The sequence below is a fragment of the Nostoc sp. DedSLP04 genome (genome assembly GCF_034530775.1).
Lineage (GTDB): Bacteria > Cyanobacteriota > Cyanobacteriia > Cyanobacteriales > Nostocaceae > Nostoc.
The window spans coordinates 92,698-118,536 of record NZ_JAVRCL010000009.1 but is presented as its reverse complement, the minus strand read 5'-3'; the positions used below and the strand labels follow the sequence as shown (position 1 = coordinate 118,536).

The window sequence follows — 25,839 nt, the reverse complement described above, 5'->3', positions numbered from 1 at the left end:
GCCTTATTCTAAGTGCCTTATGCCGAAATTGGCTGTCCAATGGAATGCACTTTGATTAAACTAGTTGTTCCTGATTTACCAATTGGAACACCAGAGGTAATTACTACTTTATCGCCCTTATTCGCTAAACCCATGTCTACAACTGTGTTCACCACATTGGTAAACATCTCTTCGGCATTGTGGACTGGTGGGATCAGCAAAGCTTCCACACCCCAAGAAAGTGCTAATTGGCGGTAAGCGGTGATGTCGGAGGTCAGGGCAATAATCGGAGAAGTCGGCCGATATTTAGAAACCATTCTCGCCGTACTTCCTGATGTAGTGTTACAGAGAATTGCCCGTGAGCCTGTTTCATAGGCGATACGACAGACGGATTCTGCCACAGATTCGGTAACGCTCAGACTGCCTGCTTCATGACACCAAGCATTTTTGCTACCCTCATCTAAAGCCTGTTCTGTCCGCACGGCGATATTGTGCATCATCTGGACGGCGGCGACGGGATATTGTCCGACAGCTGTTTCACCAGAAAGCATTACCGCGTCTGTTCCATCCAAGATCGAGTTAGCAACATCGGTTGCTTCGGCGCGGGTGGGATCGGGGGCGCTAATCATTGACTCTAGCATTTGGGTGGCTGTAATCACCGGCTTGCCAGCACGATTGCAACGGCGAATAATATCTTTTTGAATTAGGGGTACTTCGTGAATTGGCACTTCCACCCCTAAATCGCCACGAGCAATCATAATTGCGTCGGCAACCTTCAGAATAGAGTCGAAATTTTCTACTGCCTCTGCTCTTTCGATTTTGGCAATTAAGCGAATCGAAGCGCCAGCCGCTTCAATCATCCGCTTGGCGGGTTCTAAGTCTTGTGGCGATCGCACGAAGGACACCGCCACCCAGTCTACACCCAACTGAATCCCAAAACGCAAATCCAGCAAGTCTTTTTCGGTGATCGAACTTACAGGTAAAGGAGTTTGAGGCAGGTTTACTCCCTTGTGCGTAGAAACTAACCCGCCATTTTTCACCTGTGCCCGAATGCGATCGGCATCGCGATCGGTAACTATCAATTTGACGCGACCATCATTAATCAAAATCGGTTCGCCTGGTCGCACCATTGCAAACAAAGTCGGTAATGGTAAGGGTAGTTCGTCGATACTCTCACCCTTTTCTTGCAAAACAAAAGTAACTTCAGTACCAGCTTCTAAATTTAACCCTTCTGGTGGTAAAGTTCCCAAACGAATTTTCGGGCCACATAGGTCTTGCATGATGGCGATCGGCTTTTGCAGTTCAGTACTAATCTGCCTGAGATAGTGAGCCGTTTGGGCGTGAAATTCATAAGCTCCGTGGGAAAAATTCAGCCGTGCCACATTCATTCCAGCTTTTACCAAGGATTGCAGCTTTTCAGGTGCAGATGTAGCCGGGCCGACAGTACAAATGATTTTGGTTCGACGCATAGGGATTGGGGGTTGAGGAGTAACCTGCAAATTTGGATGCTTTGAGCGTAGGCGTAGCCCGCACTTCGACAAGCTCAGTGACCATCGTAGACATCGCACAAAACATCCAAATTCACACGTGCTTCATATCACTGGTTTGCTAAATAAAAATACTAGATTCCGTTTTATTTTCGGAGTATTTACCATTTGACCCAAATCCCAAAAGTCCCTAGTCAAGAGTCAGCAGTCAAAAGCTAATGACCAATGACCAATGACTAATGACTAATGACTAATGACTAATCAAACCACAGCCACTGTCGGTGCGAGTTGTTCCTTCTGTGACATAGACAACATCAAGTCAATCACACGATTTGAGTAACCCCACTCGTTGTCATACCAGGCAATTACCTTGAAGAAGTTGGAATTCAACTCAATCCCAGCACCTGCGTCGAAGATACTAGAATGGGTATCGCCTTGAAAATCTGTGGAAACTACTTCTTCATCTGTGTAACCCAAGATACCCTTTAATGACCCTGCGGCAGCCTCCTTCATAGCAGCACGGATTTCTTGATAACTGGTGTCTTTGGCTGTTTTGAAAGTTAAATCAACTACGGAGACATCGGGAGTCGGAACTCGTAATGCCATCCCAGTTAACCTGCCCTTCAATTCTGGTAAAACCAATGCTACGGCTTTCGCTGCGCCTGTGGAGGAGGGAATAATATTTTGGGATGCACCTCGACCACCCCGCCAGTCTTTCTTGCTGGGGCCGTCTACAGTTGGCTGAGTCGCAGTCATGGCATGGACTGTGGTCATCAACCCTTCAGTCAACCCAAAGTTGTCATTAATGACCTTAGCGATGGGAGCTAAACAGTTTGTAGTACAGCTAGCATTGGAGACAATGATATCCTTACCAGGGTCAAATAGGTGATGATTGACACCCATTAACAGGGTAGTAACTCTATCTGGATCTTTGGTGGGAGCGGAAATTACCACTCGCTTTGCACCTGCCTTCAGGTGGTTTGCAGCTCCTTCATAGTCAGTGAAGAGTCCGGTAGCTTCCACGACATAATCTGCACCTAATTTCCCCCAAGGTAACTCTGCTGGATTCCTGACTGACACACAAGGAATGAAATGTTCGTCAATCAGGATGCCGTCTTCCTTGGCTTCAACCTTGTGCTTTAATTGACCGTGGGTTGAGTCGTACTTTAATAGATAAGCGAGATTATCTGGTGGTACTAGGTCGTTAATACCCACAAACTCAATGTTGGGATTATCGATGCCAGCGCGAAGTACAAGTCGCCCGATTCGACCGAAGCCGTTGATACCAACTTTCAATTTAGTCAAGATTAAACCTCCCGTTGTGGAAGTTGAACAAAAGGAGAAAGTTAAAAGTCAAAATAGATTGCCTTTTACTCTTTACTCTTTGATCCTGACAGTCTCAGTCGGCTAAGGCATATTTACTTGGCATATTTTAAGGATTGGGCATGGGGCATTGGGTATTGGGCATTGGGCATTGGGCATTGGGCATTGGGTATTGGGCATTGGGCATTAGGCATTGGGCATTGGGCATTGGAAAGAGGACTTGGAGACAAGGAGAATTGGGGACAAGGGGAAAGACTTGTTGTAAGTTCTAAACTTTTGTCACCTTGTCACCTTGTCCCCAATTCTCCTTGCTTCCCCTGCTCCGTGCCTTCCCCTGCTCCGTGCCCCTCTGCTCCCCTGCTCCCCTGCTCCCCGCTCCTCAATTCAAGTGGGTTGGACAAATCGCTTAATTTCACCACAGGCAATATAAGATTTGCCATCTGGTGCGGTTTTGACTTCATCAACGACGTAAAGCATTCCTTCCTCGCGCACCGATCGCGGAAAACGCATATTCCAATCCGGTTCATATCCGTCGGAAACCACCCTAGCACGTAGTTTGCTGCCATCTTTGACACACTGAACTAAAATGCTATCCCCGACGCTGTCAGTTATGGGCAGATCGGCAGCACTGGCAGGGCCTTTGGAAGCTTTACCTGTGTTAGCTCGATTGGATTGTCTAGGGGCAACGAAGATATCTGTTTCACCGGGTTGAGCAAAACGGGTGATTTTACCACGTACCCGATAGAAAGTAGCATCGCTTGAGAGTTCCAATCCTTCAACAACATAGCGCGCCCCTTCGGCACGAATGGCACGGGGAAACTGGATGTTCTTGGTTAAATCGTAGCCTTCAGACATGACCTTAACCCGCAGTTTACCCCCTTCACGAACGCAGTGCAATTCAACACCTGAACCGACTTCATTCACAATCGGCATGGCGTACACTTCATCGCCAGTAGTGACACCGCGACCCACCAAATCGCTGCGATTGCGCGTCATCGTTTGGTAAGTTTGATCTCGCATCTCTTTCCGTCCGGCATTGCCTAAAGCTTTTTGAGCGATTCGACTGGCGAAATATTCCAGCTGATCGATTTCTTCAGCAATTTCAAAATTCTCATTCAAGCCTTTATCTCGCAAATCTTTCACGAGCGCCCGCAGGGTTTGTTCAGCTTCCTGATGCTTGCCATGTTCAGCGAGATTAAGCGCAGTCTCTTTGGCCTTAGCAATGGTAAGGCGACTCAGTTCCAGAATGATATGGCTTGTAGCAGCAAAAGCTGCTTCCTCAACAGTGCCAACTTTGGCGACGACATCTATAGTACCGGAAACGCTTTGAATACGGTCATCTTGCACAACATCGGCGCTGTAATGCAGTTTCATCACAGGTAAATCACCAACTTGAGCGCTTGATATCCCCAGACTCAAACCGAGAAGTTTGTCCTCATCCTCGTAAAGCTCTCCTAAGGTGATGACAGCTTGACTGGCGTCATTCTGGCTAACTTTAGCCAGACTTAAGGTATCAACCAGGCTGACACCATCTGCCAATTCAAGTGTCACCTTGAGGTTCTGTCCCACTACTGCTCTTAAACTATCTAGCTCAATACTAAACACTTCAGTTGCTTCGTCGATGCTCTGAATGAAGTAGAAGTTGCCCGTGGCTGCCCTTGCCATTCCAATCAGCAAGTCTTCGTTGAAACCTTGAGCAAAACCTAACGTAGTTGTGATAATACATTCCTCAGCTTTTTGCCCTGCTGTCGCCGTCAGGATTTTGGGGTCTTGAATGCCCATATTGGCGTGACCATCGGTAAGCAGGAGAACACGGTTGATTTTTTGCGGATCGAGTCGCGTCTTCACGTGTTCGCAGCCTTTGAGCCATCCCCCCGATAAGTTGGTAATACCGCCTGCTCTCACCTTGCGGATGGAATTTTTCAGTGCGGCTTTGTTAGTCACAGGCTGGGGTGACACAACGCTATCCACTTCATCGTCGTAAACAACTACTGAGAGAATGTCATCTGGCTCAAGTCGCTCTACCACAGACTCAGCGGCTTTGAGTGCGTGATGCAAGGGAGCGCCTGCCATAGAGCCGGAACGGTCAATTACAAGCGAAAGGTTAAGGTTACGTCGAGGAGATTTAGCTATGTCGGCACGAAAACGTAGCAAAATATTTGTCTTTAATGAAGATCCGGCGGCGAGGATAGACTGGTCAAATTCGTAACTTGTCTTAATCATTTTTTATATTCCTAAAAATTGTATTTTTCAACTATAAGCCTTGTGATACATAGATAGTAAGCGCTTTATTTAGTTTACCCAGAAATAATTTTATTCAGTATAAATCTGGAATTTTTTGTAAAATTTTATAGTTTTAGAATCTTAGACAAAGCCCGTTGTAGACATTCTCGGCTCTCCGGTATTGAAAGGCGATCGCACTGGTCACTATTGCGGGAAACTGTAAGCAGATATATTAAGAGAGGAGAACCTAATGAGTTGGACGAAAGTTCTTGCAGTCGAAGCACTTTCCCCTGGTGCGCGAGAAGTAGTGAAAGTTGGCAACCGAAAAATTTTGCTTTTGAATCACGAAAATCGGCTTTATGCTGTAGATAACAACTGCCCTCACTTAAAATTACCGTTGAAAAGTGGGAAAATTACTGAAAGTGGAGCAATAGTTTGTACCTTTCATCGCAGTGCTTTTGACTTGCGGACTGGTGAGGTACAAGGATGGTGTGCCTGGCCACCTGGTGTAGGTAAAGTGCTCTCGTTGGTTTCACAACAAAAAGCATTGCCAGTATTTCCAGTTCGTGTTGAAGAAGGCAGTATCTGGGTTGATGTGCAAGAGGAATAGCACCCTCTCCCTGAATTTACTGAAACAGTGCTAAATAAAAAAAGAAAAACCCCAGCTAAACTCATTTGCTGGGGTTTCTATCAAAATTTACCTATTCCAGAGAGATAGGAATCATTGAATGAGAAAATAGAACATCTTCTCAAGCAGTTGGAACACTTTGCTGTGATGTTATGTTGGGTTAGTTGTTGCCATTGCCAGCTTCTATAGAAGCTGTAGCACTTTGAGATTGGCCTAAATTCACTTTAAAGACTTTGCTTTGTTCTTGCTCTAGTTTGGGTAAATTCAAAATTAAAATCCCATCTTTCAAGTCTGCCTTAACTTTTTGATTCTGAACTTTAGTTGGCAGAGGAATTACTCTAGCGAACTTGCCATACCGGAATTCCGAATGAACTTTAGCGCTAGATTGGGAATGTTTTTCGTAATGATGCTCACCAGCTATCGAAACTGCATCTTGAGTAACTTGAATATCCAAGTCTTTAGCTTCCACGCCTGGAATCTCAACTCTTAATAGCAACTCTGAACCATTATCATGTAATTCAACCGCAGGAACCCACGCTGTTCTCGGTGATGCAGAAATCTCAGAGTTATCGCGCTCGGCTGCTGTCAGCTCAGAGAATAGTTGATCCATTTGACGACGCAGAATTTCCATTTCACGGAATGGTTCCCAACGAATGAGTGCCATATTTTAATCTCTCCTTAACTTTCTAATTCAATCTTGGGTAATCAAACAAAGTTTTAGAGGTATTTTTTAGAGAGGAGTTTTATTTGCTTTGTTTCTTCTCTCTAGTAAGTAATTTAATAAAAGAAGAATCTCAAAATAGTTGGGTAAACCGTACAGCCATAGGTTGGATTTACCGTATCAAACAAAAAACGGATGAAAAGCTTGAGAATATTGAATGTCAAAGAAGTAGGCGATCGGAAATTAAACTATATTATGTAATGTAAATTTAATTAAATTCGCTTGTAGCTAGAAGCTCTAGCCCGATCTCAGGGTTAGATTGACAAAGACGCTGGACGTAGCTTGCCGTATGAAGACTTGCTAACGCTTTTGGCGTCTCCCCAAGGCGAAGGGCTTACGGTGTGGATACAAGTAGAAAAAAGCTCGATTTCCCATTGTTCTCAGATTTATCTCGTTCTCATACAGAGCATGGCAATGGTTGATTGGGGGCTGCTGTCTCCAGTTAGACATTGAGTCAGAGACTCAATGAATGCATTCCCAGTCTCCGACTGGGAACGAGTCAAGCCCGATCAATCCAGATTTTTAGGACTTGTATGTACACCGTAGCTATTGGCTATTTGGGATTATTCGGATTTAATTAAGTAATGAAGCGGACATGATATAAACAGTTATCCTGGTTTATCTGCAACTTTTATATACACCTAGCGCTGAAGTATGCTTGTAAGCGACGATGATTTTATTTACAATTTGGTGACAGAGTTTTGCTTTCTGATTTCATGCTCAGTTTTATTCCAGAAATTCTTTCTGATTGAAAATTAACTTAGTAACTGATATGGATGCTCAAAAAATAAAAATTTTATTAGTTGATGACAACTTAGAGAATTTACATTTTTTATCAGACATCCTTCAACACCAAGGTTATCAGGTAGAAAGTGTGATTTCTGGGCAATTGGCAATCAAGACAGCACTCGTTTCTCCCCCGGATTTGCTTTTGCTAAATGTTCTCATTATCGACAAGGATGATTATCAAGTATGTCAATATTTGAAAGTTAACGATAAAACTCAAGATATTCCGATAATTCTTTTCGGAATTTTCGATGATTTTTTGGAAAAGATAAGCGTCTTCAATTTAGGCGATGTTGACTATATTACTCAACCATTCAAAACGAAAGAAGTTTTATTACGCGTCCAAAATCAACTCAATGTCCAAAGATTGAAAAAACAGTTAAAAGAAAAAAATGCCCAACTGCAACAGGAAATTCAAGAGCGTCAACGGCTTACAGTTGAGTTAAATATTTGCAACAGACAAATAGAAGATATTTTTAAAGAAATTCCCGTTAGCATTAGCAAAGCCTTTTGTAGAGAAGTTTATCAAAGCGAACGCCTGGTAGTCGAAGCCGCCCTGAAGAAGAGTGAAAGTCAGTATCGGCTCTTAGTGGAGACATCCCAGGACGCGATCTGGTCGGTGGACATTGATGGCCTAATTACCTTTGTCAATCCAGCAGTCAAGCAGATTTATGGCTACGAACCGCAAGAAATGATCGGGCGTGCCTTAATTGATTTCATCTCACCGACACAAGTTGCTCAAGATAAAGTAACCTTTGAGCGTGTTCTTCAGGGAAAGTCTATCTTTCAGCATGAAACTACCTGTGTCGCTAAAGATGGTACTTTACTTTATCTAATGTTGAATGCGATCGCATTGCGCAACGAAGACGGTCAAGTTATAGGCATGACGGGCACTGCTAGTAATATTACGCAGCGTCGAGGTGTAGAAAAATTACTCCAAGAAAGCGCGATTAAGCTCCGCAATCATAATCTCGTGCTCACACAATTGGCACAAAATCAAATACTTTATCAGGGTGATTTGAAAGCAGCTTTGGGTAAAATCACAGAAACATCTGTCAAAAATATTGGCGTAGAAAGAGCTAGTGTCTGGCTGTATGACGCAACAGATATAAAAATCCAGTGTTTCGATCTATTTGAGGGCAGTCGCAATCAACATAGCGAAGGACTTTTCTTATCAGTGGCAGACTATCCAATTTATTTTGCAGCTTTGCAGCAAAATCAATCAATCGCCGCAGATGATGCTCATACCGATCCCAGAATTAAAGAATTTTCTGCCTCTTACTCAAAATTAAATATCACCTCTATCCTCGATACACCGATTAGGCTGGAGGGAAAGACCGTAGGAGTTTTATGTCTGGAAGCAGTGGAAGTTACGCATTATTGGACGCTAGAAGACCAAAATTTCGCTCGCTCTCTGAGCAATTTAGTATCCTTGGTATTGGAGGCAAAAGAACGCCAACGCGCAGAAGCAGCACGACGGGCTTCTGAAGAAAAGTTAGCATCAGCCTTCCGGTCATCTCCCGATCCAATTGCCTTAATTACTGTTCAGGGCAAACGCTATATCGAAGTAAACGACAGCTTTTGTCGGTTTTTTGGTTATTCTCGCTCTCAAGCGATCGCTCGCACCGATGAAGAATTGCATATTTGGGTGAATCCAGAAGAATATAATTTTCTCATCCACATTCTGCAACAAGCAAAAGCCATCCGCAACTATGAAATTGATGTCTGCACTTCAACAGGAGAAATTAAAACAACACTGTTGAGTGCAGAAATGATCGAGATTGATGGGCAATGGTACGTACTGGGAACCACCAAAGATATTACTGAACGCAAGCAGGCAGAAAATGAAAGCCGTTTGTTGCTGTTGACAACCCAAGCTATCACTCGCGCTAGCGATGTCAACAGCGCCTTAGCAGTGGTCTTGCGCTTAATTTGTCACACCATTGGCTGGGATTTTGGTGAAGCCTGGATACCTAACGAAGATGGGACTGTTTTAAAACACAGTTTAAGCTGGTACGGGGAACAGAGCAGCTTAAAAGAATTCTGCCAGCAAAGCCAAACTTTGAAATTTGCTCTGGGAGTGGGATTACCAGGAAGAGTTTGGCAAAGTCAAGAACCAGAATGGATAGAAGATGTTTCTAAAGTTACACAACCAGTTTTCTTGCGATCGCCACAAGCCGCCAAGGTAGGATTAAAAGCTGGTTTTGGCGTTCCCATCCTGGCTGGGAACCAAGTATTAGCTGTTTTAGTGTTTTTTAAACGTAGCTCAGTATTGGTAGATCGGCGTTTGCTCTTGCTAGTCAGTGCTGTTGCGGCTCAATTGGGTGGGTTGATTGAGCGCAAAACTTTAGAACAAGAATTAGCGCTCAGAGAAGCTCGTCTCAATGCCTTTTTTAGCAGCGCTCCCGTTGGCATGAATATTGTAGATAAACAGCTGCGATTTGTGCAAATTAACCAACTGTTAGCGGAGATTAATGGACTACCCCAGCAAGCTCATATTGGCAAGACCATCCATGAAGTTTTACCCAACATCGCTCCTTTAGTAGAACCAATTTATCAACAAGTTCTGATAACTGGTCAACCGATTATTAATCAAGAATTAAGCAGCACATCAATCAAACAACCAGATATTATCCGCCACTTCTTAGCTTCTTATTTTCCGATTGTTGGTGAAGGCGATCGCCCCTCTGGTGTTGGCACAGTTTTAGTAGAAATTAGCGAACTACATGCAGCCCTACGCGAACGCAAACACGTCGAACAAGAACTGCGTTTAGTCAACGAACGCCTACAATATCTGCTTACCTCTAGCCCTGTAGTCATTTATAGCAGCAAAACCTCAGATGATTTTAGCATTACTTTTATCAGTGAAAACATTAAAGAAATGGTAGGCTATGAAGCGCAAAAATTTATCGGTAACTCCAGTAGTTTTTGGCTCGATCGCGTCCATCCACAAGATATTGAACCGATCTCGGAAAAATTTTCCCACCTTATTAAGCAGGAGTACATTTCTTATGAATACCGTTGGTTACATGCTGACGGAACTTATCACTGGTTCTACGAAGAGATGAAGTTAATTCGTGACGAAGCGAATTCCCCGATCGAATGGGTTGGTTATTGGGCAGACATTAACGATCGCAAATTGGCACAACTAGCTTTGCAGTCAGGTCAGCAACGATATCAACTTCTGGCAGAAGCTTCACCAGCTTGTATCTTTCATACTGATGTGGATGGCAATGTTTTATATTTTAATCAACGCTGGAGTGAAATTACTGGATATAGTTTAGAAAGCTCTCTGGGAACACATTGGGCAAATGCCGTACATCCAGACGACCGCGAGCAGCTATTGTTGGCATGGAATCAAGCAACAGCTGCTAAGTCAACCTATAAATACGAACATCGTTTTTTGCATGATGATAGTACAGTTGTCTGGGTAATTTGTCATGCTTTGCCAGAATTTAGAGATGATGGAGAAATTAAAGGTTACATCGGTACAATTACTGATATTACTGAGAGAAAATTGGCAGAAGAAGCCTTGCGTGAGAGTGCAGAGCGAGAAAGAGCGATCGCGCAAGTGATTCAAAGAATGCGTCAAACACTGGATTTAGAGACGATATTTGCAGCGACAACCGAAGAATTACGCCAAGTACTCAACTGCGATCGGGTTGTTGTCTATCGTTTCAATCCTAACTGGAATGGCGAATTTGTTTCTGAATCGGTGGGTAACGGTTGGATTTCTCTCATAGAAGAACATAACAATGACCCTCATCTCACAGAAGGTGTTTTACAAGATGGGCGTTGTCTTGCGAAAATTTTGGATAGCGCCGATAATCAGGTGGAATATCCCGATCTGCAAGTAACCCCAGGTGCAAGTTTCATCTGTGTCCCAGACATTTACAACGCTGATTTTCATTCTGCTTATATCAACCTTTTAGAGCGCTTTCAGGCTAAAGCCTATATTATTGTTCCGATTTTACACGGTAGTCAGCTTTGGGGATTGCTGGCGAGTTATCAAAATTCCGATCCCCGCCAATGGAAACCAGGAGAAATCAATATCGTAGTTCAAATTGGCAATCAGTTGGGTGTTGCTTTACAGCAGGCACAATTGCTAGCGCAAACTCAAAGGCAGTCACAAGCATTGCAAGAAGCTGTGATCGTTGCTGATGCTGCTAATCGTGCCAAAAGCGAATTCCTGGCCAACATGAGTCACGAACTGCGTACTCCACTTAACGCCATCCTCGGTTTTACCCAAGTCATGAGCCACGATCGTGATTTATCAACTGAACATCAGCAAAATCTAGCAATCATCAATCGTGCAGGCGAACATCTCCTGAATTTAATCAACGACATTTTGGAAATGTCTAAAATCGAAGCTGGCAGAATAACCTTAAATCTCAACAGTTTTGACTTAATTCGCCTCTTAGAAAACCTCGAAGAAATGTTGCGCTTCCGCGCCACCTCCAAAGGATTGGAATTGGTCTTTGAATATACATCTCACCTTCCCCAATACATCCAAGTTGACGAAAGTAAACTGCGTCAAGTCTTACTTAACCTCCTGGGAAATGCCATCAAATTTACCGATACTGGCAGGGTGACACTGCGGGTGGGGATGGGGAGCAGGGGAGCAGGTGAGCAGGGGAGCAGAGGAGAAGGAGAAGTAGTAGTAAGTCTTTCCCCTCAGCGCCTCAGCCCCTTTGCACCTCTGCCCAATGCCCAATGCCCAATGCCCAATACTTCGACTTCGCTCAGTACAAGTGCCCTATGCTCTATGCCCAATGCCCAATTCCTAACCTTTGAGGTTCAAGATACTGGCCGCGGTATTGCCCCACAAGAAATTGATTTGCTCTTTGAAGCTTTTGGGCAAACTGAAACCGGAAGAAAATCGCAACAGGGAACAGGACTAGGTTTAGCAATTAGCCGCAAATATGTGCAACTAATGGGAGGAGATATTAGCGTCACCAGCACTATTGGCGAGGGAAGTAAATTTACTTTTGATATTCAAATTGGTCTAGCCATAGCCAGCGAAATCCAGATTGAACAAACTAGACCCCAAGTTATTAGTTTAGCGCCTGCTCAAAGTGAATACCGTATTTTAGTGGTTGATGATTCCACAGACAGCCGTTTAGTGCTAATGAAAATTCTCACATCTATCGGTTTTGCAGTCCAAGAAGCAATAAATGGCATTGAAGCGATCGCACTTTGGCAGACATGGCAACCACATCTGATCTTAATGGATATGCGGATGCCAATTATGGACGGCTACGAAGCTACAAAAGTTATTAAAACTAGAGAAGAAACCTCAATCCAAAATACCAAATCCCAAATTCCAAATTGGAAGACAATTATTATTGCTTTAACTGCTAATGCTTTCGAGGAACAACGAGAAGCAATAATCAAAGCGGGTTGCGATGATTATATTAACAAGCCTTTCCGCGAGGAAGAATTACTAGAAAAGTTGAGCGAATATTTGGGAGTTCAATATATTTACCAAGAAGAAAGCTATCAGCTAACAAACCTAAAGCAACAAAGGCCAAAATCAATATTGACGCTTACAGATTTAGTGAATTTATTATCTGAAATGTCCCCTGAATGGGTGAAACAGTTATATACTGCCGCAGCTCAATGTAGTGATGACCTGATTTTAGAATTAATTGAGCAAATCCCTTCAGAAAATGCTGTACTGCAAAATTTTATCAAGAATTTAGCCCATGATTTTCAGTTTGAGAAAATTATGGAATTGACGAGTATTGCAGGAATATTATCCAATTAATACAAATTGATTTACTAGTAAGTAAGTTTGTAATCAGGACTTTAGTCATTCATTTTCTAAGAAACCATTTATAAAGTAAATCTTTAGCAAACGCTCAATCAGTGGATTGACTTAGCCGGCTGTCTCGCCCATCCCTGCTTCCTAAATAAGTTAAAACACATCTAATTTGCAGATGAAAATTTTCTCAATATCTTGTGGGGTGGGCCGAAAAGCCCGCCCTGATTATGCAACTTGAATGCTGATTAGCTTATTAGACCTGAATCCTTAGAGCATGTTGGAAAAGTCATCCAACGTATGTTTGACTACTCTGGCTATCGAGAAGTTGAACTAGATAAAGAGAGTTATAGCAGATTTAAGTCGATCTAACAATACCACTTTATTGAGAAATAATATCAAATTATCATGGTATCCTTTATTCCGTTTAAAAAATGGCTAAAAGGCTACACAATCATGTAATCTATATATTTATCAAGAAAGATTATCAATTCGATGATTAAAATACTGTTAAATATTGATATTATCTATTGAAAAAACAACTAGCCAGCAGAGCGTCATATTTTCAAATTACGGCAGGATCATGATAAAAGCGACCACGGTGTCACCTAAACGATTGAAGCAGCCACAAATATCAGCCTTATTTGGTCTGGTTTTAGGGCTATGTATGCTGCTAATTTGCTTGGTGTACAGTGTGACGCTAGGTGCAGCAGAAATACCTTTAGACAAAATTTTGACATCTTTTATAGCCTCTGATGGTTCCTACGATCGCTTAGTTATTCAGACCGTGAGATTACCGCGATCGCTAATTGCTATTGTTGTAGGTTCAGCCCTTGCTGTATCGGGAGCATTGATGCAGGGTTTGACACGAAACCCCTTAGCAGACCCAGGTATTTTAGGTATTGAGTCAGGAGCCGCCCTGTTTGTCGTTGTGTCAACTTTTGTTTTTGGCAGTTCATCCCCAAGTATTTACGCTCTTGTGGCCTTTTTGGGTGCGGGATTAACGGCAGTGTTAGTTTACATTCTTGGTTCTCTGGGACGGGGAGGAGCCACTCCACTGAATTTGACGGTAGCGGGAGCGGCGTTAACTGCTCTGATTTCTTCCTTCACCACTGGTATCCTCATTGTCAGTCAACAAACACTCGAACAAGTGAGATTTTGGTTAGCTGGTTCATTATCTGGTCGAGATTTTAATTTATTCTTACAACTACTGCCTTTCGTCGGTATGGGATTAGTATTAGCTTTTACCCTCGGCAGACAAATTACCACTATGAGTTTAGGTGAAGATGTCGCTAAAGGCTTGGGCCAACAGACAGCTTGGATCAAAATATTTACCGCTATCAGCGTAGTTTTACTAGCAGGAAGTTCCGTTGCCCTTGCAGGGCCAATCGGCTTCATTGGTTTAGTCGTTCCCCATATAGTGAGATTTTACATTAAAGCCGATTATCGTTGGATATTACCTTATTGTGCAGTTTTGGGTGCTATTTTACTGTTGGTTGCAGATATTGCCGCCCGTATATTGTTTAAACCACAGGAGTTACCTGTAGGTGTAATGACAGCAATAGTTGGCGCTCCTTTTTTTGTCTACCTAGCTAAGTCAAAGGTGAAAAAATGAGTTTTGATTGGCTAGTCATTCGTTCCCAAGCGATATCTTTCCGCACCGACCGACGTGTACCAGTCATACTGTTATGTTTGGCAGTAGCGATTGTAGTGGCGATGGTGATGAATATAGGGCGGGGTGAATATCCAATCTCGCCTTTGGATATCGTGAAAACTATATTGGGTTTAGATACAGGAAACCCAGACCATCGATTCGTGATTCAGAATCTGCGTTTACCCCGCACCCTTGTAGCTTTTATGGTGGGAGTGGCGCTGGCAATTTCTGGCACGATCTTTCAAGGATTGACACGCAATCCATTGGCTGACCCAGGTATTATCGGCATCAATGCTGGGGCGAGTTTGGCGGCAGTTACAGTAATTGTACTATTTCCATTGGCAGCGATTTATACCTTACCCCTATCAGCCTTTGCTGGTGCATTGCTGATGGCGATTTTAATTTACTCGCTGGCTTGGAATAACGGTAGTTCTCCGATTTTATTAATTTTAATGGGTGTTGGCTTGTCTGCGATCGCCAGTGCCATAACCAGCTTGATGATTACCTTTGGAGAAATTTCTGATGTTAGCAATGCTTTGGTTTGGTTAGCTGGAAGCGTCTACGGCCGGACTTGGGAGCAAGTCTTTTCTTTGTTACCTTGGTTAATTATTTTTGTGCCAATGGCTTTAACACTAGCAAGGCATTTGAACGCTCTTAACTTAGGAGATGATGTTGCCAAAAGTTTAGGTACTCAAGTGGAATGGCAACGTGGTTTACTCGTGCTGGTAGGTGTAGCCTTAGCAGGTGCAGGAGTCGCCACCGCCGGAAATATTGGTTTTATTGGTTTAATCGCACCTCATTTAGGACGACAGTTGGTAGGTGCAACCCATGAAGGCTTGATTCCTACTTCTGCACTTTTGGGGGGAGTGATTGTTGTGATGGCAGACTTGCTAGGAAGAACGCTGTTTGCACCTATCGAACTTCCTTGTGGGATTGTAACTGCTGCTATTGGCGCTCCTTATTTTCTTTATTTATTAATTCGTAATCGCAAAAAATAAAGCTGGGAAATATTACCTATGAAAGGACTCTCAACTAAAAGTCTGTCTTTAGCTTATGATGGGGCGCTGATTATCCGTGACCTAAATTTGGCAATCCCCGCTGGACAAATTAGTGCTTTAGTTGGTGCTAATGGTTGTGGGAAATCAACTTTGTTACGAGGTCTAGCAAGATTGCTTCAACCCCGTAGCGGTACAGTCTATCTTGATGGAACATCTATTTTTAATCTTTCCACCAAAGAAGTAGCACAGCAGTTAGGTATTTTGCCCCAAGGTCCAGTAGCACCAGAAGGGTTAACAGTGCAAGATTTAGTAGCACAAGGACGTTATCCTTATCAAAATTGGTTACAGCAATGGTCAGTAAAAGATGAAAAAATCGTGCAGCAGGCACTAGAAATTACAGATTTGTTGGAATTGGCAGATAGAGCATTAGATACTTTGTCTGGTGGACAACGACAAAGAGCTTGGATTGCAATGGCATTGGCGCAAGATACAGAGATTTTACTTTTAGATGAACCGACTACTTTTTTAGATTTGGCGCACCAGATAGAAATTTTGGATTTGTTGTATGAGTTAAACCAAAATCAGAGACGGACAATTGTGATGGTACTGCATGATTTAAATCAAGCGTGTCGTTATGCTGATTACTTAGTTGCAGTCAAAGATGGTCGAATTTTTGCTGCTGGGGAACCAAAGCGAGTGATGACTCAAGAAATGGTTCAAGAGGTTTTTGGGTTGGAATGTCGGATTATTCCTGACCCAGTGGTAGAGACGCCAATGTGTGTACCGATAGGACGCAAAAGAAAACTAAATAACAAACAAATTTACTTAAATTCCTAATTAGATTTCTACTAAAGATATCGTTCTCATTAATCACCTAACTACAAACAATAAACAGTCGTGACAACCACATCAAAATCTCCTATAGTCTCTAAAAATCCTATAAATTTAGCCTCTCCTTTACAGCGCTTGCTCAACTATGGCAACCAATATCGCCAACAAATTTGGCAGGCAACATCATGTTCTATCATCAACACGATTTTAGACTTAGCACCACCGTGGTTAATTGGTATTGCGGTAGATATTCTCGTAGAGCAGCAAAATTCTTTCTTTTCCAAGTTGGGTATCAAAGATATATTTTGGCAATTTTTACTGCTTACATTTATCACTATCATTATCTGGATAGTAGAATCAATTTCTGAGTACTCATATAGTAGACTTTGGCGTAATTTAGCCCAAAATATCCAGAATAATTTACGTTTAGATGCCTACAATCATGTACAAAAATTAGATTCAGCTTACTTTGAAGAAAGTAGCACTGGCGGTTTAATATCAATATTGAATGATGATATCAACCAGTTAGAAGATTTTTTAAATTATGGAGCTAATGAGATTATCAATCTTATCACCTCACTCATCATTTTAACTAGTGGTGCATTCTTGATTTTACCCCCTTCTATAACCTTGGCAGCAATGTTGCCAATACCATTTATTATTTGGGGTTCCTTTACTTATCAAAAGCGTCTGGAAGCTCGTTATGTTGAGGTGCGGGAAAAAGTGGGCTTTCTGAACTCACGACTAGCAAATAATATCAGTGGTATTACCACAATCAAAAGTTTTACCGCTGAAAATTATGAAAGCGCTAGATTGGCAGGAGACAGTGAAGCATATAGAAAAAGTAATACCAAAGCAATTAAACTTTCTGCTGCATTCAATCCTTTAATCAGAATGCTAGTTTTAGTAGGGTTCACAGCTTTATTGTTTTGGGGGGGCATGGCAACACATGCTGGGAAAATATCTATTGGGAGTTACAGTGTTTTACTCGTTTTATTACAGAGATTGTTGTGGCCTTTAGTAACATTAGGAGAAATATTTGACAAATATCAAAGGTCAATGGCTTCTACCAAGCGGGTGATGAATTTATTAGATACTCCCATCAACATTGTTACAGGAGACAAATTTTTATCTATCGATCAAGTCCGTGGTGAAATTGACTTTAAACAAGTTACTTTTGCTTATCAAGATAGAGAGCCAGTAATTAAAAAACTATCCTTACATATCCCCGCAGGTAAAACTATTGCTATTGTTGGTTCTACAGGTTCTGGGAAAAGTACTTTAGTTAAATTATTATTACGATTGTATGATATTTCTTCTGGGATAATCGCAATTGATGGTATTAATATCCAAAAATTAAATCTAGGTGATTTGCGTCGCAGTATAGGCTTGGTCAGCCAAGATGTATTCTTATTTCATGGTACGATTGCTGAAAATATCGCCTATGGTACTTTTAATGCTACCGATGAACAAATAATTGAAGCTGCAAAAATTGCCGAAGCTGATGATTTTATTCTGCGGCTACCCCAAGCTTATGAGACAATAGTCGGAGAACGGGGTCAAAAATTATCTGGTGGACAACGCCAAAGAATTGCGATCGCTAGGGCTGTTCTAAAGAATCCACCAATTTTGATTTTAGATGAAGCTACCTCAGCGGTAGATAATGAAACTGAAGCCGCTATTCAGCGTTCTTTAGAACGGATTACTGTAAATCGAACAACAATAGCCATAGCCCATCGTCTTTCCACTATCCGCAACGCTGATTGTATTTATGTGATGGAATATGGAGAATTAGTTGAGTCGGGAACACATGAAAAATTACTGGAGAAAAATAGGATTTATGCTGGTTTATGGAACGTGCAGTCAGGGATGAAATAAAAAGTAGGGCGTCAAAGTGATATTTATCCCCATCGCAAAAACATATACAGCAGTTCCCGCTATTGTGAGGTACGTATTTAGTGCTGAAAGGGTCTAAAAGGAGGGAGTGTGGATGCAGAGAGACTGTACTTCATAACAGTAGGAAGTGCTGTATTACCAAAGCTATGATTTTACAGGCGGAATTTGTGTGAAAATCGCAGACTGTAAAAGCTCAGGAAGCTGTTCCCATGCCAAAATTCCTTTACGACTCTTGATATACAATTGCATAAATTCTAATAATGCTGCTGGGCTGTCTTCTGGGGTAAGATTGAGAAAGAGATAGGTGGCTTTGTTATGGCTTGATACAGATACAACACAGCCTTTACTACAAGCCCATAAACATCCAACAGGCTGAATTTTAATTTCATCAGACGGAAATTGTTCGACGCATAAAGTGTTTAGTCGATCAATTAAAATAGCACCATCGAAAGGCGGATTTTCTGGTCGTTCTTCAGATGAACGGTGGCAAGAATTGCAGACTAATAGCGTGTGTTTGGTCATTTGGATTCAGGGGTGTTGACGAGATATTTAAAGAGATCATCAATTACTGCATCAGTTCCAAGCATATTTGTCGCAGCCCATGACATAAAATCAACATAATAAACATGATTTTCCTGAACAGCCTTAAGGGTTTTCCAAAGTGGATCTCGTTGTTTCTCTTCCAGAAATTGATTGCCACCACTTGAATAAGTTGTCACAAATAAAACATCACCATCTGCTTTTTCTAATTCCTCTAGGGAAATAGGAAATGCTCCATAAGGTGAATCCATATTTTGTGAAGCTGGACGCTGCAAAAGAGCATCGCTAAGAATGGAGCCAGCGAATGAGTTTTTGGCGTCAATTGATATTCGCTCATTCCAAATATATATAAATGATACTTTTTTGTCTTGGTAGCGAGTTCCTAATGCTAGTTTTAGCTGTTGCATTCGCTCATAGTAGCGTTTCCAAAGAGCTTTTTCAACCTCTTGCTTTCCTAATGCTTCAGCCACAAAACTAAAATGGTCTTCCCAGTTAGGATAATCGATTTTACCCAATACTGTAGGGGCAATTTTAGATAGTAGAGGATATATTGGCTTGAACCAATCTACACCAATAATTAAATCTGGCTTAAGTAGTAATGTTGCTTCTAAATTGGGTTGAGAAAGTCCGACTAGTTTTATTCCCTCTGTTTTACCTTTAACGGATGTCAGAGAGTTTTTCTCCTGGTAAACTTCGTTGGTCGTTGCGATAGGTTGAACACCGAGTGCCAGGACATTGCCTAAAGTACATGAAGATAAGGTAATAACACGTTGGGGGTGAATGGGAACACAGGTTTCCCCCATAGTGTGTTTAACCATGCGACATTCTGCGTTTGGTTGTTTAGGTAAAGAGGATATATTTTCAGATGGGTAATGACTGCAAGCTGTAACTAGACTAAATCCTAAGATGCCCAATATTAGCCAGTAGGAAAAATGTCGCATGATTGTCTTAAGTCTTAATTATTAAAGCTGCCATGAAATGGTTCCTTGGACTGTAAAAGGCTGTCCATAACCAACACGATCGCCAAAATAGGTATTTTCAAAATACTCTACATCAAATAAGTTTTTAAAGTTGAGTCCGACTCTAAATCTATCTCTGTTGTAGAAAATAGCTGCATCAGTCCGAACATAACTCGGTACATCGTAAGTATTTTCCAAATTTCCAGCGCGATTGCCCACAAAAAACAAACCAAAACCAAATCCTAACCCTTGTAAATTACCTTTTTGAATTTCGTAGCTTGTCCATACGTTGAAAGCATTGTATGCGGTATTGGGCAATCTGTTTCCAACTTCAAAAGTAGTATCCTCAGTAATACGTGCATCAGTATAGGCATAACCTGCATAAATACTCCATCCCGGCAAAATTTCGCCCGTCAAGCTCAGTTCAATCCCTCGGCTATTCTGCTCACCTGTTTGGATTTGAAAACCTGTACTGGGGTCAGTTACCAAGACATTGGTACGCGTCAAATCATAGAAAGCAAGCGTTGCCGAAAGTCGGTCGTTTAAATCTGCCTTTACCCCAACCTCATACTGTCTACCCCGTTCTGGGTCAAAAGCTGTCGCCAAACTAGCGCCAAAAAGATATGTGCCTTGTGCTGGAGTAAATGAACTGATATAGCTGGCATACAGCGAAATAGGGGGGATGGGTTGATAAACAATTCCAAACCGAGGACTCAAGGCACTATTTGACTGGTTGGTTTCTGTATTAGAAGAAAAATCTTCAGATGTCTGATCGAAACCATCAAACCGCGCACCTAACAGCAGCTTCAAATTTTCTGTTAGGGCGATTTGATCTTGAAGATAGATTCCTAATGAATCTGTTGTTGTTTTATTAGTAGTTTCAAAATTAAACGCATCTCTTGGTTGACCGTAAACAGGATTAAATATATTAATGGATGCGGCATCAGCAGATGCAAATCTTGGTGTTGCATTTATATAACGATTCAAATCAACCCCAAATAGAAGCTGATGCTTAATCGAACCTGTAGTAAACTTACCAACAACATTTGTTGTTAGAGTATAAATCGTTAAATCTTGGTCAAATATTGAGAAAGAACGACTAATAGTTTCTAAGTTTGCATCCAAACTTCCAGGTCTTGTTTGTCTGGATTCATAACTACTTAAACCATACCGGAAAGCATTGCTTAAAGACCAATTGTCGCTAAATTTATGTTCTAGTTGATATCCGACCCTTGTAATTGTTCCGTTTATTTCATCAGAAGGTTCAGTAAGGTTGCGATTACGGGGGATTTTACCGTTAGGGTTCGGAAATATAGTGCCAACAGTCGGTAAACCAAATCCTGGACTAGAATCTCTAGTCTCGATATAGTCTGCATTTAAATTCAGGTTAGTTCTTTTACCAATCGCCACACTGATCACAGGTGATATACTGAAGTTTTCACTACTGTAGGAATCGATAAAACTACCAGAATTTCTATAGGCTGTATTGAGGCGATACAATACGGTTTTCGAGTCATTTAACGGCCCAGAGAGATCGAGCGCACCTCTGTAGAAACTATAGCTGCCAACAGTTGCATCAACAGCATAAAAAGGCTCACTTAAGGGACGTTTAGTGACAATGTTGATGCTTCCTCCCGGATTACCCAAGCCAAATAGCACGGATGCTGGGCCTTTGAGAACTTCGACTCGCTCAACATTGGCAAGTTCAACCAAATCTCCAACGCCAGGATCGGGTAAACCATCCCTGAGCGAATTATTATTCGCTAGATCAAATCCGCGAATTCTATAGTAAACACCTGGACCAGTGTTAAATTCTTGAGTTACACCAGCAACATTCCTGAGTGCATCATCTAAGCGAGTAACCTGTTGGTCGCGCAACACTTGTTGTGGTATGACTTGAATTGATTGAGGAATATCACGCAGCGGGGTATCGGTTCTTGTACCAGTTGAGGAGTTGGGTACGCGATATCCATCTTGTTCCCCAGTCACCACCAATTCAATCGGCTCATTTGGTTGCGCTGCTGGTTCTTCTTGTGGTGTCTCAGTTGCTGGCTTCTGTGGTGTTACTGGTGGCTGCGTCGCCGTTGCAGCAGTTGTTGTCACTCCAAAAATCAGACCTTCATCACCATCAAACAACTCAGTTTGTGGTAGTCCTGCCTCACCTACCACCATCACCCGGACAGTATTTGCATCCTGGTTGATGACTGTAATCTCAGTCACTCCCGTAAGTGGTTTTTCTGAACGAAATACGAAAGCTTCACCACTAGGTAAACGCAGTTGGGCGTTGGGAATATCAGCAATAAAGTTATTCCCCTGACTGCGATTTGTAATTTGCAGTTTTTCTCCAAGGGATGTCTCTAAAATTAACTCCACACCTTTTTCTGTGGGATTTACCTTGACTCCTGTGATTGGTATGACTTGTTGATCCCCATTTCTTTGTTCTGAGTTAGGGGGGTTAGTTGGTGTTGGTGACTGTACCAGCATTTGGGCGCTAGTAGCGGGAAGTTCGATTTCGCTTAGTTGGCGAATATTTTTACTTGTTTTATCCGACTTTGTTTTAAGGAGTTGGGATTTTTTGCTACTGGGAGTTAGTACTGGAGATTTGCTGTTCGCAAATTTTTTATCTGTAACTGCAACCTTTTCATCTAATGCAGATTTCCCTACCTTCTGGGTAGAAGATTTGCTTTGAACATTCTCTCGTACTTCCTCACCTTTAGCTGGAGTGTTAATCACAACAACAACCGCACCTGTTAACAGCAGGCTTTGAAAAAATTTATCTAACTTCATTGATCCGCTTACACTCAATCACACTACTTGGCCGGACTCGGAGACACAATGACAATCTTTGAAAAGAATTGTCATTTAGGTTTAAGCTAGTTGAATCATATTATGAAGTGATGCTAGACACAAGATAATTAATAATCTTTTTTATTTAATAATGTATCCCAGGCAGTAATTATTCTTATAGCCGTATGTTTGCTTGATATCTAATTATAGATTGTACTAGTAGCCAAAACTACCTTCCAAACAAGTATTTCCCAAAACCAAAATAGCCTTATTCATTACGAATTTGCCTCAAATAGGGCGAAAATGATAGTTGATATAGCCCTATGTAAAACTTAGATATCTGTTTTGAGATGAGATTTTAAAAGTATATTGCTCGTCATCCTACATAAATAAAATTACATAAGCAAAGCTAATATTAAACTATTTTTTGATAAAGACTATCTATAAAAACTCTCTTGCTAAAGCAACTAATTCTCGATAATGTAATCAAGGGTAAATAAAAATTACTTGCAATAATAAAGATAGCTAAAAATTATGGCAGCCGTCGAACCATGATACGAATCATGGGAACACAGATGAATATCTCCGAAGTTTTAGGTAGTCGTCCATAATCCTTACTTAAAACGCCAACAACAATTAACCCGGATTTCTGACAAGTGAGAAATCCGAGTTGGCAGGAGGGGCCAGGATTGCAACTAAATTAGTGTCTCGATTAGGAGCAAAATTTCCTGTAAAGTTGCCAATGCTTGACTTTTTGGTGCAATTGATTATGCCAGGTAAGCAAGCAGAAATGATTGAGCAGCGTTGGAAAAAGTTGAAGGATTATCTGCATAAGCTTTTTTAGCTAATCTCAATGATAATTCTTAAATTATTCAATATTAAACTTTTACAGAAAAAACAAACATATGTCTTTAGTCAAAAATGATGCAAATCACGAGCCTATTGCTTCTGTATTTAAATTACTTAGTTCAGATGCAGAGTTGGTGATCCCAGTTTTAGAGGAGTTACTACTAAAACATCTCTCTAAAGGAGCACATATTCTCGATATTGGTTGTTCTAATGGAAAAATAGTCCAACAGCTTCAAATCAAAGGTTATCAAGCTACTGGACTTGATGTTTCTGAGGAACTGTTGCGTTTTGCTCGAACAAGCGTACCTGAAGCTGAATTTATCCTTGGTGATATACGTAACTTTAAGTCACCTCCCACCTATGATGCAGTTTATTCAAAAAACGTTTTCAGCTTCTTCCTGAATCTTGATGAATTGACAACTGTCTTCCAAAACATATATACAGCGATGCATGATAATGCTCTGTTTGTATTCAGCATGGCAAGTGCAGACATTATATCGCATGATAGTGAACCTCAAGATTCGGATCGTTTTACTGTCAAGGATCTTGGCTTGCATGATGGTGAACCTCAATTTTTAGAAGGTTATACTGTCAATGAGAAATTTGTTTATATTGAAAGATCCAAATACAATCCAGAAGAAAGGATACGCAAAATTGAAGTTACCACGTTTGAATTAATAAATGGAATTTGGAAGCGTTCAGACAGTACTATCCTAGAAAAAGATTATTTTTTATCAGAAATTAAATTGGCTTTAGAGAATGTGGGTTTCATAGAAATCAATGACTATAATAGCAAAGATTTTGGAGACGCTTACAAAACAGATGATCGGCTTTGCGTTGTTTGTCGTAAGCCATCCCTTTCGCAATAGTCTAATTACAGAGTTATTATATAATCTTAAATCAATGGTTTTTGGGAAAAAACATAGGCGATCGCATAAATATAGCTGCTCAATTACAAATATTGGCTTTGACTGGGAAAAGTGCCTGATTATTAGATAAGTCCGTTATATTAACTTGAACTTCAGAAAAAGACATCAGCCAATAAATTGCTCTGATAATTCATAAATGAATGAAAACCCCACTTCACTCTAAATAGCAATATCTATAAGCAGCGTAAAATTTTCATTTAAAGTAAGGAGATTGAAAATGCAAATTCAAGCTAGTAAATCGATTTTAAAAATCAAAAGTCCTAGTGTCAAGCAATTTTCAGAGATATGGAAACAATATCAGCCTTTTATAATTGAAGATGTTGCTAAAGATTGGGATGCTTGTAATAATTGGTCAAATGATTATCTGATAAAAAAGTGTGGTAATAATCTGGTTCCTGTAAGGTTTTTTAAACAAGGGTTTTGGAATGATTATAAGAACTTTGCTTATTATAATGGTTACGAAACTCATAAAGAAATGAAATTAGAGGAGTATATAAATAACCAAATCGAAGATAGAGTTACTAAAAACAAGAATGATTATAGTTTAGAATGTTATTTAAATGAGGCAGTTTTTGAAGAACGTTTCCCTGAACTTGTTGGAGATGTAACCTATCCAGAATACTTCAACAGGAAGGCATATGTTATGTTGTGGTATGGTTTATCAAGTAAACATTTTTCTTCAAATAGTAACCTTCACTTTGACGCAGAACATAATATTTTTGCTCAAATTCGAGGGAGAAAAAGAATACTTTTATATCCACCTTCAAATTATTTGTCATTCTATCCACCTCTTGAGGATGGTTCTGGCGCAGCATATGGTAGTAAGGTAAATCCTGATCTCTTGAATTTGGAATTATTTCCGAAATTCCCTTGGCAAGAAAAAATAGAATTTGTACTTCAACCGGGAGAAATACTCTATCTACCTCCTTTTTGGTGGCATCATGTTACCGCAGTAGACGATAATATATCATTATCATTTTGGTACGCTCTGAAAATTCAAGATTTATTTTTGCAGAAAAATATATTGTCAGTTTTTTTAAATATTGCACCTCATTATTTATCTCATTCAGTCACTGCTGGAAATCTCAAGAATCTGGCGTTGGGATTTGTTAAGAAGATGTTTGATTGATGCTTTTGTAATAAAAATTAATTGTACATTGTATTAAGGAAGTTGAAAATAGAAATGGATAAATATTTTTATAACTTCTTTGATATTGTTGGCAAATTTTCTACAGTTGTTGAAATACTGGGCTTAAGAAGCTCTACGCAGTCCAATAGAGATGCTTTTACCTTTTTGTTAGATGGTGAAACATAACAAACAACGTTAACATATCAAGAATTTAGATAGGCGATCGCATAAATATAGCTGCTCAATTACAAGTATTAGGTTTGACTGGGAAAAGTGCCTGATTATTAGATAAGTCCGTGATATTAACTTGAACTCCAAAAAAGGACATCAGCCAATAAATTGCTCTGATAATTCATAAA

At 40.9% G+C, this 25,839-nt stretch carries 16 protein-coding genes; 9 read left to right on the top strand and 7 right to left on the bottom strand.

The annotated features are described in order from the left end of the window. Nucleotides 1–17: 17 nt before the first annotated feature. The 3 genes from pyk to RMX89_RS07885 form a co-directional block, all read right to left on the bottom strand. The gene (pyk, locus tag RMX89_RS07895; protein ID WP_322688541.1) at nucleotides 18–1,448 is read right to left on the bottom strand and encodes a pyruvate kinase; all 1,431 of its coding nucleotides are present in this window, start codon (nucleotides 1,446–1,448) and stop codon (nucleotides 18–20) included. A 279-nt stretch (nucleotides 1,449–1,727) separates the two neighbouring features. Next, nucleotides 1,728–2,771: a type I glyceraldehyde-3-phosphate dehydrogenase gene (gene gap, locus RMX89_RS07890; protein ID WP_322674205.1), complete on the bottom strand. Its 1,044-nt coding sequence runs from the start codon at nucleotides 2,769–2,771 to the stop codon at nucleotides 1,728–1,730. A gap of 402 nt (nucleotides 2,772–3,173) precedes the next feature. After that, nucleotides 3,174–5,012 (bottom strand): vWA domain-containing protein, encoded by a 1,839-nt coding sequence (locus tag RMX89_RS07885; protein ID WP_322688540.1) that lies wholly within the window; start codon nucleotides 5,010–5,012, stop codon nucleotides 3,174–3,176. 250 nt (nucleotides 5,013–5,262) lie between these two features. Here RMX89_RS07885 and RMX89_RS07880 point away from each other — a divergent pair, with 250 nt between their 5' ends. After that, the gene (locus tag RMX89_RS07880) at nucleotides 5,263–5,622 is read left to right on the top strand and encodes a Rieske (2Fe-2S) protein (protein WP_322688539.1); all 360 of its coding nucleotides are present in this window, start codon (nucleotides 5,263–5,265) and stop codon (nucleotides 5,620–5,622) included. A 178-nt stretch (nucleotides 5,623–5,800) separates the two neighbouring features. Here the strand turns inward: RMX89_RS07880 and RMX89_RS07875 are convergent, their stop codons facing one another. After that, on the bottom strand, nucleotides 5,801–6,304 hold the full coding sequence (locus tag RMX89_RS07875) for an Hsp20/alpha crystallin family protein (protein WP_322688538.1): 504 nt from the start codon (nucleotides 6,302–6,304) through the stop codon (nucleotides 5,801–5,803). 829 nt (nucleotides 6,305–7,133) lie between these two features. On the opposite strand from RMX89_RS07875, the gene RMX89_RS07870 reads away from it, so the two are divergent. From RMX89_RS07870 to RMX89_RS07850, 5 genes are all read left to right on the top strand, one after another. After that, nucleotides 7,134–12,914 (top strand): PAS domain S-box protein, encoded by a 5,781-nt coding sequence (locus RMX89_RS07870; protein ID WP_322688571.1) that lies wholly within the window; start codon nucleotides 7,134–7,136, stop codon nucleotides 12,912–12,914. 577 nt (nucleotides 12,915–13,491) lie between these two features. Next, on the top strand, nucleotides 13,492–14,523 hold the full coding sequence (locus RMX89_RS07865; protein ID WP_322688537.1) for an iron ABC transporter permease: 1,032 nt from the start codon (nucleotides 13,492–13,494) through the stop codon (nucleotides 14,521–14,523). After that, nucleotides 14,520–15,560 (top strand): iron ABC transporter permease, encoded by a 1,041-nt coding sequence (locus tag RMX89_RS07860; protein WP_322688536.1) that lies wholly within the window; start codon nucleotides 14,520–14,522, stop codon nucleotides 15,558–15,560. The genes RMX89_RS07865 and RMX89_RS07860 overlap by 4 nt, the downstream gene beginning before the upstream one ends. A gap of 18 nt (nucleotides 15,561–15,578) precedes the next feature. Continuing rightward, nucleotides 15,579–16,397 carry an ABC transporter ATP-binding protein gene (locus RMX89_RS07855; protein WP_322688535.1) on the top strand — a complete coding sequence of 273 codons (819 nt, stop codon included), beginning with the start codon at nucleotides 15,579–15,581 and terminating at the stop codon, nucleotides 16,395–16,397. 60 nt (nucleotides 16,398–16,457) lie between these two features. Next, a complete protein-coding gene (locus RMX89_RS07850) occupies nucleotides 16,458–18,269 on the top strand; it encodes an ABC transporter ATP-binding protein (RefSeq protein WP_322688534.1) in 1,812 nt (603 codons plus the stop codon). A 162-nt stretch (nucleotides 18,270–18,431) separates the two neighbouring features. On the opposite strand, the gene RMX89_RS07845 is transcribed toward RMX89_RS07850, so the two are convergent. The 3 genes from RMX89_RS07845 to RMX89_RS07835 form a co-directional block, all read right to left on the bottom strand. Then, nucleotides 18,432–18,809: a DUF1636 family protein gene (locus RMX89_RS07845; RefSeq protein ID WP_322688533.1), complete on the bottom strand. Its 378-nt coding sequence runs from the start codon at nucleotides 18,807–18,809 to the stop codon at nucleotides 18,432–18,434. Next, nucleotides 18,806–19,645: an iron-siderophore ABC transporter substrate-binding protein gene (locus RMX89_RS07840; RefSeq protein ID WP_322688532.1), complete on the bottom strand. Its 840-nt coding sequence runs from the start codon at nucleotides 19,643–19,645 to the stop codon at nucleotides 18,806–18,808. Before RMX89_RS07840 ends, RMX89_RS07845 begins: the two co-directional genes overlap by 4 nt. A gap of 144 nt (nucleotides 19,646–19,789) precedes the next feature. Beyond that, nucleotides 19,790–22,573 carry a TonB-dependent siderophore receptor gene (locus RMX89_RS07835; RefSeq protein ID WP_322688531.1) on the bottom strand — a complete coding sequence of 928 codons (2,784 nt, stop codon included), beginning with the start codon at nucleotides 22,571–22,573 and terminating at the stop codon, nucleotides 19,790–19,792. A 703-nt stretch (nucleotides 22,574–23,276) separates the two neighbouring features. Here RMX89_RS07835 and RMX89_RS07830 point away from each other — a divergent pair. From RMX89_RS07830 to RMX89_RS07820, 3 genes are all read left to right on the top strand, one after another. Beyond that, the gene (locus RMX89_RS07830) at nucleotides 23,277–23,417 is read left to right on the top strand and encodes a hypothetical protein (protein ID WP_322688530.1); all 141 of its coding nucleotides are present in this window, start codon (nucleotides 23,277–23,279) and stop codon (nucleotides 23,415–23,417) included. Between the two features lie 61 nt (nucleotides 23,418–23,478). Beyond that, a complete protein-coding gene (locus RMX89_RS07825) occupies nucleotides 23,479–24,291 on the top strand; it encodes a class I SAM-dependent methyltransferase (protein ID WP_322688529.1) in 813 nt (270 codons plus the stop codon). 277 nt (nucleotides 24,292–24,568) lie between these two features. After that, nucleotides 24,569–25,480, top strand: a complete 912-nt coding sequence (locus tag RMX89_RS07820; protein ID WP_322688528.1) for a cupin-like domain-containing protein — start codon at nucleotides 24,569–24,571, stop codon at nucleotides 25,478–25,480. Nucleotides 25,481–25,839: the final 359 nt, after the last annotated feature.

Excerpts from the sequence above, each read along its gene's own strand:
- pyk (WP_322688541.1), bottom strand. The coding sequence starts at position 1,448 with ATGCGTCGAACCAAAATCATTTGTACTGTCGGCCCGGCTACATCTGCA.
- RMX89_RS07840 (WP_322688532.1), bottom strand. The coding sequence starts at position 19,645 with ATGGTTAAACACACTATGGGGGAAACCTGTGTTCCCATTCACCCCCAA.
- RMX89_RS07865 (WP_322688537.1), top strand. The coding sequence starts at position 13,492 with ATGATAAAAGCGACCACGGTGTCACCTAAACGATTGAAGCAGCCACAA.
- RMX89_RS07875 (WP_322688538.1), bottom strand. The coding sequence starts at position 6,304 with ATGGCACTCATTCGTTGGGAACCATTCCGTGAAATGGAAATTCTGCGT.
- RMX89_RS07880 (WP_322688539.1), top strand. The coding sequence starts at position 5,263 with ATGAGTTGGACGAAAGTTCTTGCAGTCGAAGCACTTTCCCCTGGTGCG.
- RMX89_RS07870 (WP_322688571.1), top strand. The coding sequence starts at position 7,134 with ATGGATGCTCAAAAAATAAAAATTTTATTAGTTGATGACAACTTAGAG.
- RMX89_RS07855 (WP_322688535.1), top strand. The coding sequence starts at position 15,579 with ATGAAAGGACTCTCAACTAAAAGTCTGTCTTTAGCTTATGATGGGGCG.
- RMX89_RS07845 (WP_322688533.1), bottom strand. The coding sequence starts at position 18,809 with ATGACCAAACACACGCTATTAGTCTGCAATTCTTGCCACCGTTCATCT.
- RMX89_RS07885 (WP_322688540.1), bottom strand. The coding sequence starts at position 5,012 with ATGATTAAGACAAGTTACGAATTTGACCAGTCTATCCTCGCCGCCGGA.
- RMX89_RS07825 (WP_322688529.1), top strand. The coding sequence starts at position 23,479 with ATGTCTTTAGTCAAAAATGATGCAAATCACGAGCCTATTGCTTCTGTA.
- RMX89_RS07860 (WP_322688536.1), top strand. The coding sequence starts at position 14,520 with ATGAGTTTTGATTGGCTAGTCATTCGTTCCCAAGCGATATCTTTCCGC.
- RMX89_RS07820 (WP_322688528.1), top strand. The coding sequence starts at position 24,569 with ATGCAAATTCAAGCTAGTAAATCGATTTTAAAAATCAAAAGTCCTAGT.
- RMX89_RS07835 (WP_322688531.1), bottom strand. The coding sequence starts at position 22,573 with ATGAAGTTAGATAAATTTTTTCAAAGCCTGCTGTTAACAGGTGCGGTT.